Genomic DNA, 17,089 nt, shown 5'->3' with positions numbered 1-17,089 from the left:
CTATTTTTGCAGGCCGCCCAGGTCATCGTGATGCGACCGAAGAACTGACCCAAGTTCGGTTTTGGGACATGGCTGGAGGCGGTATCAACGCGCACGCAACACAACGAATTCGGCGTCGCCCTGGCCAACAAGCGAGCAAGGCGCGCAAGGAGCATGCTGCAATCCGATCGAGGTTTTGATTGGAAGGGAAATGAGATAGCGGCAGCGGTATGACCAGACCCCAACCGCAAATGAAGCTCGCCAACCCCATCTGCATGGAGCGGAACAACAGCGCACCCAATGGCGGAAAGCCAAATGGCCCTAAAAGACCTGGTCACTCATGAGACAGCGGCGCGTGCATACGCTAAACCGGGCCACGGCGACCAACAAGCCGGTGCAAAGGCCAAATACATATCAGCGACTTCCTGGGAACATTCAATTGATCGCTTGCAGACAGCAGTCGGTACATTCATCGGGGCAGCACTTGTTCAATGCTGAGGGAGGCTGTCGACCATACCGCGGGATATCGCTCTTGCGTGTTACCGACCTAGTTTCAAAGCGAGGAATTAGACTAGAAAAGGTCGTTTTTCTTGTTCATCCTACAGCTGTCCTTCCCGCCAGCAGTCTTAAAGAAATTGTGCTCAATGGCTGTCGCAATTCAGAATAATGCGTGCCAGCGTATCACAAAACTGGCGATAACTCTGGTAGGCTTGGTGCTATCGAAAAAGTTTAAGTATTTGATTTATTTTAAGATACTTTGGAGTACATGCCGACTTCTACATTGCTGTGATCGTACATTTTGGCGACCAGTCGCGCCATTTGCCGACCGTTGGAGCGCAGCGCAATTCGATCCTCAGTACGGTCAACAATTGAACCAAAGCGATCACATACCGCAATGTGATCCGCATCCAGCGTTTTGGTCAGATCACCAAATCTTTTGCGCAAAGCAGACAAATCGGCTTCAAATCCGCACATGATCATCTCGATAAGACGTGCTCGCATGAGATCATTTTCAGAGTTTTTGTGACCTCTGAAGCCGCTAAATTGCCTTTCTTTGATCCGCGTAGAATAGGCTGCGGTGGCGGAAGCATTTTGAACATAGCCGTGTTCGAACCGAGAAATTGATGATGCGCCGACTCCGATCAATGTCTGGCAATTGTCCTCGGTGTAGCCTTGGAAATTACGTCGCAAATGGCCTTTTCGAGCAGCTTTTGCTAGCAGGTCATCCGGTTTGGCAAAGTGATCGATCCCAATGGCATCCATTCCAGCTTCCTGAAGTCTTGCAGTGGCCAACTCCGACAATGCATGACGGGCGAGATCGCTGGGAAGCGCAGCATCCTTGATCAGCACTTGTCGTTTGGACATATGCGGTACATGCGCGTATCCAAAAAGCGCTATTCGATCTGGTGCAAGCTGTAGAACCTTGTCGATGGAGGCACCAATCTTGGCATTGGTTTGATGCGGCAATCCGTAGACCAGATCAGCGTTCAACGAATTGATTCCGGCGTTGCGCAGCATTTGCACGCAATCAAGGGTTTGCTCAAAGCTCTGATGCCGGCCAATCGCATTTTGTACATCTTCGGCGAAATCCTGTATGCCAATGCTGGCGCGGGTCATGCCAACTTCGGCAAGTGCGGCGATTTTGTCGGCATCAACCAGTGTCGGATCGATCTCCACGGAAAAGTCGAAGGTTTCGGCCGGTGCAATAACCGTCTTGATGGTGTTTGCAAGATCACGAATCCAATCCGGTTGCAGTATGGTCGGTGTGCCGCCACCCCAGTGCAACCGCCCCATTCGCATACCCTGCGGAAGTGTCAGGCGCAGTAGTTCCAACTCCGATTTCACTGTCTTGATGTATTCTGCCACTGGCCCGAGTGTTTTCGTGCCTTGGGTCCGACAGGCGCAGAACCAGCAAAGTCGCTCGCAAAATGGAATATGTACGTAAACAGATATTGGGATGTCCGGGTTCAGCGTGCTCAAACAGTGCGCCTGAAAATCAGCACCGATGTTTGTGGTAAAGACGGTTGCCGGCGGATAGCTCGTGTAGCGAGGGATCCGGGCATCGAAAAAGCCCAAGGCTCTGAGTTGGTCGTTGTTCATGCGACTGAAAGTATATCGGCCCGTGCTTGCGTCTTTGACATAGAACAAATTCTAGTCCACGACCGGATCGATCTCTTCACTCCCTATGCGGCTCTGTTGTTACGCGTTCCACATGGTGTTAGCTAATCTGCCAGGCAGCAGATGTGCACGAAAAGTGAGCCATGTGAACCGAAGATGTTTTGGCTTAAATGTCCGCAGTGCCGGTTTTCCCGGTGACCAGATTGATGCTACGCGGCAGGTGTTGTGGGGCAATACTGACAAATTGGAATACGTCTTCAATGTAACGCAGGATTTATGACCGTTGCAGCGTTACCAGATGATGCAAGGATAAAAAGTTCATCAAAAACCGGGGTATTCGCAGTAGTCAGAAGCGCCAAAGATCCGGTATCTGCAACGCCGATGTCAACCATTGTGATGGCGATGCCCTCGTTTGGAGCGGGCTTGCTGTCGGTTTCCATATCTCCTCATGAAAGATCCAGAAGTTCCGCTTTGGGCTGCAGTGCCAAGGGGGAAGTCTACCGCTGCTTTAACATTTGCCGCAGAACAGCGTTTGGCAGCGCCGCGACGCTATCCAGATTCTCGACAGTGGCGGCAACACTTTCTGACGTTGCCTTTTCGACAAAGCACTCGAAGTAGGATTGCTCCAAAAACGCAGGTCGGTTGGTTGTGGGATCGGCAATAAGCGTCGCGGTTGCCTCCGCAAAATCCTCGTTGACCGGGCTCGATGCCGCGCGATCAATATTGGCAAACATCCTGTTTCTAATGTCGCTCATCTGTGCATTTTGCGTTCGTATTGCTGCTTGTAGGTCCCTTTTCAGGTTGAGGAAAATCGTGGGTATGCGTCCAGCCCCTCGCATAAGTACGGCGGAGATACGACCCTTGGCTCGCGCCAGCAATCTCAATCCCCGACTTGAAACCTAGGTCGCCAGACCGCAAAGTTTTGGCTGCGTGTCCAGTATCCCCCATATGCGCAGGCTCCATTTGGTCATTGGAGACATGACGGGCTGGTCGAACTGCTTGACTCGCAAACTGCGCGGCATTTCCGGCAGGGGAATATTAACCGGGCATACCTCTTTGCATCGGCCGTTTAGATACAAGCTCGGCCGATCTTTGGCCTACTTTAAAGATGTCATCGCGGGTGTGAAGACCGACCCCGTCGGAGTGCGATAGACCGCGCCATAGGCGTGTCCGACCACAGCCGCATAGACTGGGCAATGGTTCATGCAAGCGCCACATCGAATGAAGCGCAACATGGGCCGCAGGTAACTGGACGACATGTCTGTGCGATGATTATCCACCTATAAGAAGTGCAGGTTTTACGGCCCATCCGCGTCACCGTCCCGTTTGGATCCATTGAAAAAGGTAGTGTACTGCGTGATCTCTGTTCCAATCGCCGCGCGCGCTAAAATCCTGAGAAACTCGGCGCAATAGGTCATGCTCGGGACGATTTTCTCAGTGCCGCCGGTCAAAAAGTGGGTTTTGGAGGGCGTCGCTGTCATCTCAGCATTGCCCTCATTGGTGACCGTGACAAAAGTGCCAGTATCCGCGATCAGAAAGTCGGAACCTGATATTGCCACGTCAGCATTCAGGGAATTTGGCCGTAACTTGTGGCGCGCTCTGACGACTGAGTTTTCCGGCTATTTTCATTGGGCAACCCATGATACCGCCGCGCAAAGTGTCGGCACCAGTGGCCAATATTTACTCAGATTTATAGCTGACTATGGCTTCAGAAAGCTCCGTGTTTTTTTACGTAGCATGTGCTGCCAAACCCACGGCAATCGTTGTTTTCCGACAGCGGCACTAATTTTAGCGCCGCAACCTTGTTCAAAAGAGGCGCTGCTGTTCTGCCCAAACTGCATCACCATCGAAGAGCGCGCCATGGTGAGAACGGATTATGCCGGCGCAGGGGCCGGATGGTACAACCAAACAGTGGTGGTAAGGTTCGAACGCTGCGATCACCTGTTTGGCAATGGCGCGGGTGGTTGTGCCGTCGTTATTGTTGAAGGCAGGCTGCCCGTATTAGGTTTATGTTTGATGAAACTTTGCGCAACAGTCCGTTTTTTCCAACAACGTCAGGCTTGCAAACCCAATATTGGGTCGCATTGCGTCTACAATGCAGGTCATTAAAAATCCAACGCGCTGAGTTCCCAGGAATGGCCCTTCAGACGCTCTTCTACGGTCGACCGCAAAGCCGCAGTACAAAACCAATCAAATGAAGGCGATCATTTTTTTTGCGTTTGTTTAACTGCGTCAGCGATCTGGTCTTTGATGCCGTCAAAGGCACTTTGGTTGGCTTCTTGCGTTGCTTCAGCCATCTTCTTCATCAAGCCCAAAGCTTCTTCAACGGCAGCGTTCATTGCTTTAGCTTTCGCCTGCATTGATGTTGTATCGGTAGCTTCCTGCGCCATTTTCTGCGCCGATTGGGTCATTTGCTGGAAAATCTCCATTTGCTTTTCAAGCATATCCTTGTAGCTCGCAGCGGCGGCCTTGTTGGCCTCGCTCAAAGCTTCGAAGTTCCGCTTGTTGGCCTCCATCAAGCCAGCAACATCAAACATATCCGATTTTGGCAGATCCAGGTTTTCGAACAAATTGAGCGGATCAAATAGTTTGCTCATCTTGTTAGGGTCAAAGGCGTCCATCATTTCTTTGAAGTCAAATGGGTTCTTTGTCATGGCGGATCTCCAATTTAGCGATTTGCGGCAGCTTCAAGTGGACACTGTGACCTGCCGCGACCATTGCCGCAATGCCAACCATCGCACAGACTGCTAAACGCTTATGAAATTTTGCACGTTGTACCCAAATTGGGCCAGCCCCAAGGTTGATCGCGCAATTGCCGCGCCAAATAAGCCCGTCTAAGGTCGAGGTCTATCGCCGGGGTGTTTTCAAAAACTACTTATCAAAGTGACGCTGTGATACCTCCGTCGACGAACACAGTTGTGCCGTTGACGAAGGACGATGCTGCCGACGCCAGAAAAATGCAGGTTCCAACCAATTCATCGACGTTGCCCCAACGCCCCGCTGGAGTGCGTTTTTCAAGCCATGCCGAAAATTCAGGGTCTGCAACCAAGGCTGCATTGAGTGGCGTATCAAAATAACCCGGCGCCAGCCCGTTGCATTGCAATCCATACTTTGCCCAGTCGGTTGCCATGCCCTTGGTCAGATTGGCCACCGCACCTTTCGTCATCGTGTAAGGTGCAATGCCGGGCCGGGCCAGGGCCGTTTGCACAGAGGCAATGTTGATGATTTTTCCGTTCCCGCGTCCAATCATATGACGTGCGCAGGCTTGCCCCACGTGAAAAACACTGGCGATGTTGGTTTGCATCAGCCGTTCGAACGCATCGGCAGGAAAATCTTCCAACGGTGCGCGGTGTTGCATGCCGGCATTGTTGACCAGAATGTCGATCGCACCGGTGTCGGCCTCAAAGCCATCGACCGCTTTGCGCACGGCATCATGATCGGTAGCGTCAAACGGCAGCACATGCGCTTTTGCATCAAATTCAGCACGTGCCGTTTCGAGTTTGCCCTTATCACGACCGTTCAGAACGATTTCCGCGCCGGCGGCCTGCAAACCTTTGGCGAGGGCAAAGCCGATGCCTTGTGAAGATCCAGTGATAAGGGCGCGACGGCCCGTCAGATCAAATAGGTTCAGGCTCATGGGATCTCTCTTTGCGCTCGACGTCAATTTTAAAGAGGCTTATGTTAACGATAACAAATATTGTCAAGCAAAGCGGAGGGTCAGGCGGTCGACACTAATGCGATGCGTCCGCCTATCCCAGAAAGGATCTTGCATGAAATCCTTGGTCATCCATGCGCCGCTCGATCTGCGGATCAAAGAGAGCGTCGCGTCAGATCCCGGCCCTGGCGAAGTCCAAATTGCCATCGCTGCGGGGGGGATTTGCGGCTCCGACCTGCATTACTATCAGCACGGCGGCATTGGTTCAATCCGACTGAAAGAGCCCATGATCCTGGGGCATGAGGTTTCAGGGCATATCACCGCGCTCGGCGAAGGCGTCGAAGACCTCAAGGTTGGGCAACTTGTGGCGGTGTCGCCGTCGCGCCCGTGTCACGACTGCGTTTATTGTCACGAAGGCAAACACAACCACTGTCTCAACATGCGGTTTTACGGATCAGCTATGCCGTTTCCTCATATTCAGGGCGCTTTTCGCCAGGTGCTGGTGGCAGATCAGGCGCAATGCGCCCCAGCCGACGGATTGACCGCAGGAGAGGCTGCAATGGCGGAACCACTCGCAGTATGTTTGCACGGCGCGCGACAGGCTGGCGAACTCCTGGGCAAACGCGTGCTGGTCACAGGGTGCGGACCCATTGGACTTTTGTGCATCCTGGCTGCGCGCCGGGCTGGTGCCGCTGAGATCGTCGCCACGGACCTTACGGATTTTACTCTGAAAATGGCCTCGGAGAACGGCGCCGACCGGGTCATCAATTCGCGCGAAGATCCTGACGGTTTGAAGGCTTATGAAATCAACAAGGGTACATTTGACGTTTTGTTCGAATGTACGGGTGTGGCCCCTGCCCTCGCTGCAGGCATTGCCGCTTTGCGCCCACGCGGCATCATAGTCCAATTGGGTCTGGGTGGTGATATGCAAGTTCCGGTTCAGTCGATCACCGCTAAAGAATTGCAATTGCGTGGGTCGTTCCGGTTCCATGAGGAGTTCTATACCGGCGTCGAATTGATGCAAAAGGGGTTGATTAATGTGAAGCCTCTCATCACGCAGACGCTTGATTTGGCTGATGCTGTGAAGGCTTTTGAAATCGCGGCGGATCGCACACAAGCCATGAAAGCACAGATCGCTTTCGCTTAAATCGAGCATGCCAATAGTCTGCGAGGTCTTTCGATTTACGGCTATTGTGGCAGGGAACAGTCATAAATTGGGGAGACATGGCAGTGTCATTTTTTGAAATACATGACCCGGTGTTTGGGCAATATGTCATGGGCAATGCGCCGGTCAAACAGCTGGCAACGGGCTTTGATTGGGTCGAGGGACCTGTTTGGTTCGGCGATGCGGGATGTCTGTTGTTTTCGGATATTCCCAACAACCGCATTCTGCGCTGGACACCTGATGACGGAGTAACAACCTACCGCGCGCCTTCCAATTATTCCAACGGCCATACCCGCGACAAGGCGGGGCGTCTGGTTTCTTGCGAGCACGGCGCCCGACGGGTCACACGCACCGAGCTTGATGGTGCGGTCACTGTTATTGCCGACAGTTTTGACAACAAGCCTCTGAATTCGCCCAATGATGTCATTGTCAAATCTGATGGCTCGATCTGGTTCAGTGATCCTCACTACGGTATCATGACCAACTACGAAGGCTTTGCATCGCCACAGGAGAACCCATGCGTTGTGTACCGGGTTGACCCGGAAACGGGTGACATGAGCGTCGTGGTCGATGATATGAACTGCCCCAACGGTCTGGCATTCTCACCCGATGAAAAGTTGCTCTATGTGGCTGATACCGGACGAATGTTTTCGGATGATGCACAACATATTCGCGTATATGATGTAGAGGACGATGCCGTGTGCAACGGTCGACATTTCCATACAATTGATCCCGGTATTGCAGATGGTATTCGGGTGGATACAGATGGCAATCTTTGGTCTTCGGCTGCAGACGGGGTCCATTGTATATCGCCGGAAGGTCGTCTTTTGGGCAAAATCCTAGTACCCGAGTTAGTGTCCAACATTTGTTTTGGAGGTCGTGCGAAACATCAATTGTTCATCACGGCAACCACCAGCGTCTATCGCGTCACATTGAATAGGTCAGGCGTGCAATTCCCGTGATAATCGGTTTCGACCGGTGCCGATTTGAATGTGATAGCCAAAGTGACGTCAGTCAGCATTGGCTATCTATGCAGAAGGCTTGTGTCGCAGCGCGCAAAATATCTTGTGTTTTGGCAACGCAGGAAATGCGCTAAGTGTCGGGCATGACTTTGACACACCAACCCCGCAATGACCTGATTGTGTGCCCGCATTGCGACGCGGCTTACACTCTGCAGCGTCCCGGCAATGGGCAACGCGCGGTATGCCATCGCTGCCACACGATACTTATCATGCCCCGCCGCAAAGCCGGGTTGCAGATAATTTCCTTATCAATCGCTATCGTAATCCTGATTACTGCTGCCGCTATTTTCCCCTTCCTGAGCATATCCATCGGGGGTGTGCACAATTCAGTTTCGGTGCTGGATGCTGCCCTTGCCTTCAGCGATGGGCCCTTGGTCGTCCTTTCATTGACGACCGCGGCGCTGATTATTTTTGTCCCTCTGACACGGGTGTTGTTGTCGCTCTACGTGCTTGTGCCCATCGTCATGGATAAACCGCCTGCCCGCAAAGCGGCTCACGCCTTTCGCATAGCAGAAGCCTTGCGCCCATGGTCCATGGCAGAAATCTTCGCGATTGGTTGTGCTGTGGCGCTGGTCAAAATCAGTGCATTGGCGGACGTCAGCCTTGGCCCGGCCTTTTGGCTTTTTGCCATACTGGTTCTTTTGGTGGTGGTGCAGGACAGCTTTTTATGCAGATGGTCCGTATGGAACGCGCTGAGCAACCCAAAGAAATCGTAAGCGCAAAAGACCTTGGTGTCGTCGCCTGCAGACGCTGTATGCAGGTCTGGCCGCAGGAGGTAAAAATCTGTGCGCGGTGTGGGCACAAATTGGTGCAACGAGACACCAAATGCCTGCAACGGGTCTGGGCGCTCTGGGTCATGGGTTTGATTTGCTACATTCCGGCAAATCTCTATCCGATGTTGCAGACACGTGCGCTTTTCACCACGCAACAAGACACGATTGTGGGCGGTGCGATCGAGTTGTTTCACTACGGAAGCTACGGCGTCGCAATCATTATCCTGGTTGCCAGCGTCATGATCCCTATAGCCAAATTTCTTGCTATTGCGTTTTTGTCGATCTCGGTGACCCGACCCTCGAGCGTCTCAAAAAACCAACGTCAATTGCTCTATGAGATCGTGGAATACATTGGCAGGTGGTCAATGATTGATATCTTTGTTGTTGCGATCTTGTCCTCTCTGGTGCAACTCAATGTTCTTGTGGCCATTAGCCCCGGTCCGGCCAGCTTGTTTTTTGCGCTATCGGTGATTTTTACTATGTTGTCTGCGCAGGCATTTGACAGCCGAATGATCTGGGACGCGCAACAAAGCGGCGAGGGACGGAATACGAATGACGAACAGCCCTGATCCGGTGCCCATCGATCCAGCATGCGAATCCCTATTGGGACGGGCCTCTATTATCTGGCTGATTCCAATTGTTGCCCTGGCCATTTCCTTGACGGTCGCTTGGCAATCCTACAATGACCGCGGACCGCTGATTTCCATCGAATTTGAAAATGGTGCAGGCATATCCGTGGATCAGACCGAAGTGCGCTTTCGCGACATCAAGGTGGGTGTGGTTGAAAGCGTTTCTTTTGCCGAAGGGCTGGACGGAGTTGTCGCACTGGTGCGGCTGGAAAAAGAGGTTGCTCCCTTTGTTGATGCTGGTGCTTCTTTCTGGGTTGTGCGTCCCGAATTGTCGGTCAGGGGCGTGTCCGGTCTTGATACCGTCATCAGTGGTATTTTCATTGAAGGCTCCTGGGACAGCCAGATTGGCCCGACGCGCACCAAATTCAAAGGTTTGGAAACGGCACCACTATTTCGACCTGGTCGCGAAGGCTTGCAAATTGCACTTCGGACAACACCAGGCGGCTCGTTAACGGACAACAGCCCAATCCTCTTTCGCGGCATTGAAATTGGCTTGGTGGGTCCCGCCCGCATTTCCCGCGAAGGCAGTTTTGCCATTGCCGAGGCGATCATCTACGAGCCACACGGGCGGCTGATCACATCGGCGACGCGCTTTTGGGATACATCAGGGTTCAACGTGTCTATTGGGCCCACCGGTGCCGAAATAGATTTTTCCTCGCTGGCAACCTTGCTCGGGGGCGGTTTGACCTTCGATACCTTCGTTTCAGGTGGCGCGCCGGTGACGGACGGAACAGTGTTCGAAGTTTACGCAGACGAGACATCAGCCCGAAACAGCATCTTCAATGCTTCTGAGGTCGAATTGATAGAGCTGCGCGTTATCTTTGACGACAATATTTCCGGGCTCGTCCTAGGCGCTCCTGTCGAATTGAGCGGGTTGCGCATCGGGTCTGTGCAGAGCCTATCGGGTATCGTCGATTTCGAGAATTTTGGCGATAACGACGTCCGACTTGATGTTGTGATTGGCATTCAACCCTCACGATTAGGCTTGCAAGGAGATATTGATTCAGAAGCGGCGCTTGAGTTTCTGGGTACGCGTGTATCGGAAGGTCTGCGCGCTCGTCTTGTATCTGGCAGCCTTTTGACCGGTGGTTTGAAAGTGGAACTGATCGTTGATGAGGACGCGCCACCAGCAGAAATGGTGCTGTCGCCAAACCAGATTGCGACAATACCTACCACAAAAAGCGATATCTCTGATGCTGCAGCGACGGTCGAAGGCGTCTTTTCCCGCATCAACAGTCTGCCCATAGAGGAATTGCTTAACAGCGCCATCGGTTTCCTGCAAAGCGCTCAATCTTTCATGGCCAGTGAAGACCTGCGTGAGACGCCTCAAGAGGTTCGTGGGCTTTTGGCAGACGTCCGGGGTTTGGTGACATCGCAAGATGTTAAAGACATCCCGGTTTCGGTCAATGCGGCTTTGGCGCGCGTGGAAAACCTGCTTGGACAAATCGAAGTCGGACAAGCGGTTGATCGGATCGTCGAGGCCATCGATGCTGCTAAAACGGCAGCAAACTCTGTCACTTTGTCGGTCGCCGGTGTGCCTGAATTGATTGACAATCTTAGCGGTGTTGCGGCCAAGGCCCAAGCCATGCCTGTGGAGGATCTGACGCAGCAGTTGACCGAGCTCCTCGCTTCGGCAGACGCGATTTTGGGCACACCCGCCGCGCAGAACCTTCCTGCATCCTTGAGTGCAGCACTTGATGAACTCAACGCCACGCTGACTGAATTGCGCGAGGGTGGGGCTGTCCAGAATGTGAATGCAACCCTCGAATCCGCGCGTGATGCGGCAGATGCAGTTGCCCTGTCCAGTCAGGACCTGCCAGCATTGGTGGAAAGGATCACCGAAGTGTTTGATCAGGCAAGCCGGACCATTGAAGGTTACAATCAGGGTGATGTTATAAGCCGCGATGCCCAAGCGGCTTTGCGTGACATTTCGCAAGCAGCCGACGCTCTCACCGCGCTGGCCCGCTTACTGGAACGAAATCCCAGCGCATTGATCAGAGGACGATGACCATGAACGTAACCAAACTTTTGGGTCTGATGGGATGTTACTTGGTGCTGGCGTCCTGCGCGGTTTCTCCTGATCGCTATGTCGTGCCATCGCCAGAAGTGACGCAAAGACAAAACATTGCCTTTCGATCGGTCGAAATCCGCAAGATTTCCCTGCCTGCTTACGCAGCTTCAGACGAGATACCGCAACAGGGCGCTGATGGTAAACTGACGAGTGCGGGAAGTGTTCTGTGGGCAGACACCCCAGAACGCGCTGTGTCATTGGAGCTTTCCCGCAATCTGGCAAAGTTGACCGGCGCGCGGGTGGCTTCGGAACCGTGGCCGTTTGAAACTTTTGCAGATGCCCGCCTTGAGATCCGGTTTGAAAGTCTGATCGCGGGCGACGATGGTCAATTCCGCACCACAGGACAGTACTTTGTTGCCGTAGAAAGCGGCAACGAACGGTCGGGATTGTTCGATCTCACTGTTACCTTTGATCCCGCTGGCGGTCCACAAGCGATTGCTGTTGCCCGGGGACAGATCATACTGGATTTGGCGCGCTACGTTGCTGCCAACGGGTTGCGCTAGGATTCAATTAAGCCATTTAGGTGGAACTCTGGCTTAAGCATATGGAAAATGGACACTGTTTTTGATGTCCAAGCGCCAGTTCGGTGGTCCAGATTTTTACTCGAAGTCCAACACATGGTGCACCTCATCTATCGGATCTGGGCACATGTGTCACGTCAGCAGGCCATTCTCCCGCATTTTTTGGATGGCGTCAGTATCATAACCCAGGCTGGTAAGAATAGCGTCGGCGTCGCCGCCAAGGGCGCCCGGTGACGCCGGACGTTGCGGCGTGCTGCGGCTGAAACGCGGAGCTGGGCTTGCCTGCGAAACATCTTGATCCTTGAAAAAGACTTCCCGTTTTGCGTTTTGTTGGTGATTGGGGGCTTCTTTGTAATCCAAAACCGGTGCGACACAGGCGTCTGTACCCTCGAATAGTTTTTCCCATTCGGCCCGGGACCTTGTCTTGAATATTTCGGCAAATGACGCGCAATCCGATGGCCATCTTGAAGAGTTGTGTTGCACCTTTGGGCCAGGATGCGGTATTTCTGCAATCTCAAGCAGCTCTTCGAAAAACTGCGGCTCCAACGCTCCCACTGAGATAAATTTACCGTCCGCACATTCGTAGCAGCGGTAAAACGGCGCAGCACCATCAAGCCAATTGCTCTCTCGTTGTGTCCCCCATTTACCTTGTGCTTGCAGACTATGAATCAACCCCATCATCGCGGGCACACCATCTACCATGGCGGCATCAACAACCTGGCCTTTGCCTGACACATTGCGCTCGATGATCGCGGACAACAGACCAAAGATCAGAAACATTGTACCGCCGCCAAAATCGGCAACCAGATTGAGCGGTACAACGGGGGGGCGATCTGCGGGACCAATTGCGTGCAACGCACCCGTCAGAGATAGGTAGTTGATGTCATGACCGGCTGTATGGGACCAAGGGCCATCTTGCCCCCACCCCGTCATCCGCCCGTAAACAAGAGTGTCCGGGCAGACGTCAGGCCCGAGGCCCAAGCGTTCCATAACACCGGGGCGATACCCCTCAATCAAGATGTCGGCCCGGGCGATCATGGCTTTGGCGACGGTTAGCCCCGCCTCTTTTTTCAGATCAAGCGCAATGCTCTTTTTGCCACGCCGATTGATATCCGTGGGATCTGCTGGGGCGGATCTGCGGTCAATCACAATGACCTCGGCACCCAAATCCGCAAGCAATTGACCTGCCAAGGGCGCAGGTCCGAGCCCGGAAAACTCAACAACTTTCAAAGAGGCAAGCGGGCCGCTCATTCAGCCATGTGGCACGCCACCCGCGCACCGCGAACGTTGCGCATTTCCGGTCGCTTTTCGCTGCAAATACCGGCCGCGAGCGGGCAACGCGGATGGTACGCGCATCCCGTTGGCGGATTGATCGGGTCCGGAATTTCGCCTTTCGGCGGGGGTACATCGCGTCCGAAATTTCCAAGCTGAGGTGCTGCGGCCAGCAGCATTTGGGTATAGGGGTGTTTGGGGTCGTCAAAGAGCGCGTCCGGCCCGGCCTCTTCAACAAGACGCCCCAGGTAAAGCACGCCAATCCTGTCAGCCATATGCTGAACAACGGTGAGATCGTGGCTAATAAAGAGATATGTCAGGCCAAATTCATCTTTCAGATCGCTCATGAGGTTCAGCACTTGTGCCTGCACCGAGACATCAAGCGCCGAGGTTGGCTCATCGCAAACAATCAGTTTCGGCTCTGAGGCAAGCGCCCTCGCAATGCATATGCGTTGCCGTTGCCCACCGGAGAATTCATGAGGAAACTTGCCCGCGTCGCGCGCCGACAAACCCACTTGTTCCAAGAGACGCTCCGCCATGCCTTCGGTATTGCCGCCACGTGCGGCTACCGGCTCGACGATTACATCGCGCACGCGCCATCGGGGGTTCAGAGAGGCAAATGGGTCCTGAAAAATCATCTGAATATCACGTCGCACGGCATCGATTTTGGCGGCATCGGTTTCGCGCGCCAGATCCGTACCGCGAATTTCCACCGCACCCTTGGACGGGTTCAGCAAGCCCACCAGCATTTTGCCGATGGTTGATTTGCCAGAACCGCTTTCCCCGACCAGCGCATATACGCTGCGTTCGGCAATCTCGAAACTGACGTCTGAAACGGCTGTCAAATAGGATTTCTCACGGCGCTCAATCAGACGGTTGAGCCATGGCTTCGAAACATCAAAAATACGGCTCAGATTGCGAACATCAACCAGACCCATCAGGCAACAGCCTCTCTGGTCATTGGAAACCAGCATGCTACACGCCCTGTCCCGTCCTCGATCCGTGGACCTTTGGATTGGCGGCATTGATCCTGCGCTTGTGGGCAGCGTGGGTGAAAGGCGCATCCTTGAGGCAGCGCATCCAGTCGCGGCATCGCGCCCGGGATCTGATGCAGCCGATCTTTGCCGCGCGAGGCGAGTGGTGTCGATCCCATCAGACCGTCCGTGTAGGGGTGATGAGGCGCCGTCAGCACGTCGCGCACAGGCCCAAGCTCAGCCAACTGCCCGGCGTACATCACCGCGACACGGTCAGCAGCTTCAGCGATCACACCCATGTCATGGGTGATCAACATGACTGCCGTTTCGCGTTCGCGGCAGAGCTTTTTAAGCAAGGAAATGATTTGAGCCTGCACGGAGACATCTAGTGCGGTGGTTGGCTCATCCGCAATGATGAGCAATGGTTCCGCGCAAAGAGCTAAGGCGATCACAACGCGTTGACGCATGCCACCGGAAAACTCATGTGGATAGCTGCCTACGCGCTCCGCAGCGCCCGGAATGCCAACCTCTTCCAAGGCGGCCACCGCGCGTTTTTCGGCCTCTGAACGCGAGATGTTCAAATGCGCAAGCATGGTTTCGGTCAACTGGTCTCCGATCCGCAACAAGGGGTTCAGGGAGGTCAGCGGGTCCTGAAAGACCATGCCGATTTCCTTGCCACGCAGGCGCCGCATGTCTTCGCCCTTCAAATGGTCAATGCGCCTGCCACGTAGCCAAATCTCTCCCTTGGCGATATGCGCCGGGGGGTTCAGCAGCCCGATGACCGCATTCCCGGCCATGGACTTTCCAGCCCCTGACTCACCAACCACGCCCAGGATCTCGCCGGGTGCAATGTCGTAACTGACGCCATCGACAGGGCGCAAAATGCCGTCGCGTGTTGGGATCTCTACGGTCAGATCGCGGATGGATAAAATCGCTTCGCGCACTAGCGAAGCCTCGGGTTCAGGGCGTCGCGCAGCCAGTCACCCAGAAGGTTCACCGACAAAGCCAGTGTCAGCAATGTGATTGAGGGAAAGAGCAAAATCCACCATTCACCAGAGAAGAGGAACCCTTGCCCGATGCGTATCAATGTACCAAGGCTGGGTTGTGTTGGTGGTGCGCCAACACCGAGAAAGCTCAGTGTCGCTTCGGCAATAATCGCCAACGCCAGCGAGATTGTGGCAATCACCAGAACCGGGCCGAGAACGTTGGGCAGGATGTGGCGCAGCATGATGGTGCCGGATCCGCGTCCGATCAGGCGAGCAGCCTGAACATATTCCTTGTTCTTCTCTACTAACGTGGCCCCGCGTACTACGCGCGCAAATTGCACCCAATCGCTCAGGCCAATCGCGATGATCAAAACCCAAATCGCCATTTGATCGCGATATTCTATGGGCGTGATCCCCTTGGCGATCCCAAAGATCAACATGGCCACCAAGATGGCTGGAAAGGTCAATTGTACGTCAGCGACGCGCATGATGATGGTTTCGACCCATCCCCCCAGATACCCTGCAAGAAGTCCTAAAGTGACACCCAAAACCATTGCAAAGAGCACTGCCGCAGCCCCGACGAAGAGGGAGATGCGCAGGCCATAAAGAATGGTCGAGAAGACATCGCGCCCCTGATCATCTGTTCCAAGCCAGAAGGTCTCGCCGGTAAAGGCGTTGGGTTCCATTGGTTTTGAGAAACCGTTCATCAGGTTGAGCGAGCCGGGATCAAAAGGGTTGTAAGGGGCAATCAAAGGCGCAAAAACCGAGCAGAACACCATGATCAATACCATTACAGCTGACGCAATCGCGACAGGTGATTTCTTGAATTGATAGGCGAAATCACTGTCGAGTGCGACGCGCAACCGTGAGCGTTCTGGCTGCTTCAGAGGTGTATTCAGGGACGTTTCAACCATCAATGTGCCGCCGTTCTATCCACACGCAAGCGCGGGTCGATTGCAAAATAAAGGAGATCAACAATTAGGTTGATGCCAACAAACATGACCGAGATCAGCATCAGATACGCGGCCATCACCGGAATATCGACGAATTGAATGGCGTTGATGAACAAAAGGCCAACGCCTGGCCATTGAAAAACAGTTTCCGTGATGATCGCAAAGGCGATGATTGACCCAAGCTGTAAGCCGGTCACAGTAATCACCGGAACCAACGTGTTTTTGAGCGCATGTCGAAAATTTACCGCACGTTCACGCAGCCCGCGCGCGCGGGCAAACCGGATGTAGTCCTGACGCAGCACCTCGAGCATTTCAGATCGCACAAGACGCATGATCAGCGTCATCTGAAACAGGCCAAGAGTAATGGAAGGCAAGATCAAGGCTTTGAGACCGCTTTCGGTCAGGAAACCTGTAGACCAATAGCCAAGTTTCACTGTTTCACCTCTGCCGAAACTGGGCAACCAGCCAAGTTCCACTGAAAACAGATAGATCAGCAAAATACCAATCAGAAACGTTGGCAGTGAAACACCTACAAGCGACGCGGACATGATTGCATTCGCGGCAAACCCGTTACGTCGGATTGCGGTGAAAACCCCCAAGGCAATGCCAATTGTGATCGCCAAAAACCCGGACACCGCAGCAAGTTCGAGCGTCGCAGGTGCGCGCTCGATCAGGATATCGGACACGGGTCTGCCCTGGCGGTAGCTGACACCGAAATTCCCCTGCGCGGCATTCTTGAGAAACTTGAAATACTGAACAGGGAACGGATCGTTAAGTCCCAGCTGGTCTCGCAGACGTTCTATGTCTGCCTGCGTGCGCTCCTGCCCCAGCATGTTGTCCACTGGATCGCCCACAAAGCGAAACATCGAAAACGCAACAAGGCCGACGACCAACAGCACAATCGCGGACTGGAAAACGCGCTGTATTACGTAGGCTAGCATGAGAACTCACATTTCCCGACGGTCTTTGCA

The 17,089-nt window shown here is 53.8% G+C and carries 19 protein-coding genes; 8 read left to right on the top strand and 11 right to left on the bottom strand.

Annotated features, from left to right (window positions below; genetic code table 11):
- Nucleotides 1–294 precede the first annotated feature (294 nt).
- Entirely contained in the window at nucleotides 295–477 is a 183-nt protein-coding gene (locus AB8B75_RS01945) for a hypothetical protein (RefSeq protein WP_405359416.1), read from the top strand.
- Nucleotides 478–726: 249 nt separating this feature from the next.
- On the opposite strand, the gene hemN is transcribed toward AB8B75_RS01945, so the two are convergent.
- The 4 genes from hemN to AB8B75_RS01925 all read right to left on the bottom strand — a co-directional run bounded on the left by hemN (nucleotide 727) and on the right by AB8B75_RS01925 (nucleotide 3,656).
- The gene (gene hemN, locus AB8B75_RS01940) at nucleotides 727–2,079 is read right to left on the bottom strand and encodes an oxygen-independent coproporphyrinogen III oxidase (protein ID WP_405359428.1); all 1,353 of its coding nucleotides are present in this window, start codon (nucleotides 2,077–2,079) and stop codon (nucleotides 727–729) included.
- Nucleotides 2,080–2,354: 275 nt separating this feature from the next.
- Nucleotides 2,355–2,537, bottom strand: a complete 183-nt coding sequence (locus AB8B75_RS01935; RefSeq protein ID WP_405359414.1) for a hypothetical protein — start codon at nucleotides 2,535–2,537, stop codon at nucleotides 2,355–2,357.
- A 57-nt stretch (nucleotides 2,538–2,594) separates the two neighbouring features.
- A complete protein-coding gene (locus AB8B75_RS01930) occupies nucleotides 2,595–2,852 on the bottom strand; it encodes a hypothetical protein (RefSeq protein ID WP_405359413.1) in 258 nt (85 codons plus the stop codon).
- A gap of 543 nt (nucleotides 2,853–3,395) precedes the next feature.
- Nucleotides 3,396–3,656 (bottom strand): LUD domain-containing protein, encoded by a 261-nt coding sequence (locus AB8B75_RS01925; protein ID WP_405359411.1) that lies wholly within the window; start codon nucleotides 3,654–3,656, stop codon nucleotides 3,396–3,398.
- Between the two features lie 28 nt (nucleotides 3,657–3,684).
- Between AB8B75_RS01925 and AB8B75_RS01920 the strand changes: the two genes are divergently transcribed.
- Nucleotides 3,685–4,206, top strand: coding sequence for a hypothetical protein (locus AB8B75_RS01920; protein ID WP_405359409.1), 522 nt, complete (start codon nucleotides 3,685–3,687; stop codon nucleotides 4,204–4,206).
- A gap of 95 nt (nucleotides 4,207–4,301) precedes the next feature.
- Here the strand turns inward: AB8B75_RS01920 and AB8B75_RS01915 are convergent, their stop codons facing one another.
- Together AB8B75_RS01915 and AB8B75_RS01910 are read right to left on the bottom strand one after the other, a co-directional pair.
- Entirely contained in the window at nucleotides 4,302–4,751 is a 450-nt protein-coding gene (locus AB8B75_RS01915) for a phasin family protein (RefSeq protein WP_405359408.1), read from the bottom strand.
- Nucleotides 4,752–4,975: 224 nt separating this feature from the next.
- Entirely contained in the window at nucleotides 4,976–5,734 is a 759-nt protein-coding gene (locus AB8B75_RS01910) for an SDR family oxidoreductase (RefSeq protein WP_405359406.1), read from the bottom strand.
- A 133-nt stretch (nucleotides 5,735–5,867) separates the two neighbouring features.
- Here AB8B75_RS01910 and AB8B75_RS01905 point away from each other — a divergent pair, with 133 nt between their 5' ends.
- From AB8B75_RS01905 to AB8B75_RS01880, 6 genes are all read left to right on the top strand, one after another.
- The gene (locus tag AB8B75_RS01905) at nucleotides 5,868–6,899 is read left to right on the top strand and encodes an L-idonate 5-dehydrogenase (protein ID WP_405359404.1); all 1,032 of its coding nucleotides are present in this window, start codon (nucleotides 5,868–5,870) and stop codon (nucleotides 6,897–6,899) included.
- Nucleotides 6,900–6,976: 77 nt separating this feature from the next.
- Complete coding sequence (locus AB8B75_RS01900; RefSeq protein WP_405359402.1) at nucleotides 6,977–7,879, top strand: SMP-30/gluconolactonase/LRE family protein; 903 nt, start codon at nucleotides 6,977–6,979, stop codon at nucleotides 7,877–7,879.
- Between the two features lie 143 nt (nucleotides 7,880–8,022).
- Nucleotides 8,023–8,655, top strand: a complete 633-nt coding sequence (locus AB8B75_RS01895) for a paraquat-inducible protein A (protein WP_405359400.1) — start codon at nucleotides 8,023–8,025, stop codon at nucleotides 8,653–8,655.
- On the top strand, nucleotides 8,613–9,281 hold the full coding sequence (locus AB8B75_RS01890; RefSeq protein ID WP_405359427.1) for a paraquat-inducible protein A: 669 nt from the start codon (nucleotides 8,613–8,615) through the stop codon (nucleotides 9,279–9,281). The genes AB8B75_RS01895 and AB8B75_RS01890 overlap by 43 nt, the downstream gene beginning before the upstream one ends.
- Complete coding sequence (locus tag AB8B75_RS01885) at nucleotides 9,265–11,349, top strand: MlaD family protein (RefSeq protein WP_405359398.1); 2,085 nt, start codon at nucleotides 9,265–9,267, stop codon at nucleotides 11,347–11,349. The genes AB8B75_RS01890 and AB8B75_RS01885 overlap by 17 nt, the downstream gene beginning before the upstream one ends.
- 2 nt (nucleotides 11,350–11,351) lie before the next feature.
- Nucleotides 11,352–11,915, top strand: coding sequence for a membrane integrity-associated transporter subunit PqiC (locus tag AB8B75_RS01880; RefSeq protein WP_405359397.1), 564 nt, complete (start codon nucleotides 11,352–11,354; stop codon nucleotides 11,913–11,915).
- A 150-nt stretch (nucleotides 11,916–12,065) separates the two neighbouring features.
- Here AB8B75_RS01880 and AB8B75_RS01875 read toward each other — a convergent pair whose 3' ends face one another.
- The 5 genes from AB8B75_RS01875 to AB8B75_RS01855 are packed head-to-tail and all read right to left on the bottom strand — an operon-like array spanning nucleotide 12,066 to nucleotide 17,059.
- The gene (locus AB8B75_RS01875; protein ID WP_405359395.1) at nucleotides 12,066–13,184 is read right to left on the bottom strand and encodes a CaiB/BaiF CoA transferase family protein; all 1,119 of its coding nucleotides are present in this window, start codon (nucleotides 13,182–13,184) and stop codon (nucleotides 12,066–12,068) included.
- Nucleotides 13,181–14,143, bottom strand: a complete 963-nt coding sequence (locus AB8B75_RS01870; protein WP_405359426.1) for an ABC transporter ATP-binding protein — start codon at nucleotides 14,141–14,143, stop codon at nucleotides 13,181–13,183. Before AB8B75_RS01870 ends, AB8B75_RS01875 begins: the two co-directional genes overlap by 4 nt.
- On the bottom strand, nucleotides 14,143–15,123 hold the full coding sequence (locus AB8B75_RS01865) for an ABC transporter ATP-binding protein (protein ID WP_405359393.1): 981 nt from the start codon (nucleotides 15,121–15,123) through the stop codon (nucleotides 14,143–14,145). Before AB8B75_RS01865 ends, AB8B75_RS01870 begins: the two co-directional genes overlap by 1 nt.
- Nucleotides 15,123–16,079, bottom strand: a complete 957-nt coding sequence (locus AB8B75_RS01860) for an ABC transporter permease (RefSeq protein WP_405359391.1) — start codon at nucleotides 16,077–16,079, stop codon at nucleotides 15,123–15,125. Before AB8B75_RS01860 ends, AB8B75_RS01865 begins: the two co-directional genes overlap by 1 nt.
- Nucleotides 16,079–17,059 (bottom strand): ABC transporter permease, encoded by a 981-nt coding sequence (locus tag AB8B75_RS01855; protein ID WP_405359389.1) that lies wholly within the window; start codon nucleotides 17,057–17,059, stop codon nucleotides 16,079–16,081. Before AB8B75_RS01855 ends, AB8B75_RS01860 begins: the two co-directional genes overlap by 1 nt.
- Between the last annotated feature and the right edge of the window lie 30 nt (nucleotides 17,060–17,089).

This window comes from Roseobacter sp. (assembly GCF_045106495.1).
Lineage (GTDB): Bacteria > Pseudomonadota > Alphaproteobacteria > Rhodobacterales > Rhodobacteraceae > Roseobacter.
This window is presented reverse-complemented; position numbering and strand designations above follow the sequence as displayed.

Coding starts and splice junctions, on each gene's coding strand:
- AB8B75_RS01910 (WP_405359406.1), bottom strand. CDS start 5,734: ATGAGCCTGAACCTATTTGATCTGACGGGCCGTCGCGCCCTTATCACT.
- AB8B75_RS01895 (WP_405359400.1), top strand. CDS start 8,023: ATGACTTTGACACACCAACCCCGCAATGACCTGATTGTGTGCCCGCAT.
- hemN (WP_405359428.1), bottom strand. CDS start 2,079: ATGAACAACGACCAACTCAGAGCCTTGGGCTTTTTCGATGCCCGGATC.
- AB8B75_RS01915 (WP_405359408.1), bottom strand. CDS start 4,751: ATGACAAAGAACCCATTTGACTTCAAAGAAATGATGGACGCCTTTGAC.
- AB8B75_RS01870 (WP_405359426.1), bottom strand. CDS start 14,143: ATGGGTCTGGTTGATGTTCGCAATCTGAGCCGTATTTTTGATGTTTCG.
- AB8B75_RS01855 (WP_405359389.1), bottom strand. CDS start 17,059: ATGCTAGCCTACGTAATACAGCGCGTTTTCCAGTCCGCGATTGTGCTG.
- AB8B75_RS01885 (WP_405359398.1), top strand. CDS start 9,265: ATGACGAACAGCCCTGATCCGGTGCCCATCGATCCAGCATGCGAATCC.
- AB8B75_RS01945 (WP_405359416.1), top strand. CDS start 295: ATGGCCCTAAAAGACCTGGTCACTCATGAGACAGCGGCGCGTGCATAC.
- AB8B75_RS01860 (WP_405359391.1), bottom strand. CDS start 16,079: ATGGTTGAAACGTCCCTGAATACACCTCTGAAGCAGCCAGAACGCTCA.
- AB8B75_RS01935 (WP_405359414.1), bottom strand. CDS start 2,537: ATGGAAACCGACAGCAAGCCCGCTCCAAACGAGGGCATCGCCATCACA.
- AB8B75_RS01875 (WP_405359395.1), bottom strand. CDS start 13,184: ATGAGCGGCCCGCTTGCCTCTTTGAAAGTTGTTGAGTTTTCCGGGCTC.
- AB8B75_RS01880 (WP_405359397.1), top strand. CDS start 11,352: ATGAACGTAACCAAACTTTTGGGTCTGATGGGATGTTACTTGGTGCTG.
- AB8B75_RS01900 (WP_405359402.1), top strand. CDS start 6,977: ATGGCAGTGTCATTTTTTGAAATACATGACCCGGTGTTTGGGCAATAT.
- AB8B75_RS01905 (WP_405359404.1), top strand. CDS start 5,868: ATGAAATCCTTGGTCATCCATGCGCCGCTCGATCTGCGGATCAAAGAG.
- AB8B75_RS01890 (WP_405359427.1), top strand. CDS start 8,613: ATGGTCCGTATGGAACGCGCTGAGCAACCCAAAGAAATCGTAAGCGCA.
- AB8B75_RS01930 (WP_405359413.1), bottom strand. CDS start 2,852: ATGAGCGACATTAGAAACAGGATGTTTGCCAATATTGATCGCGCGGCA.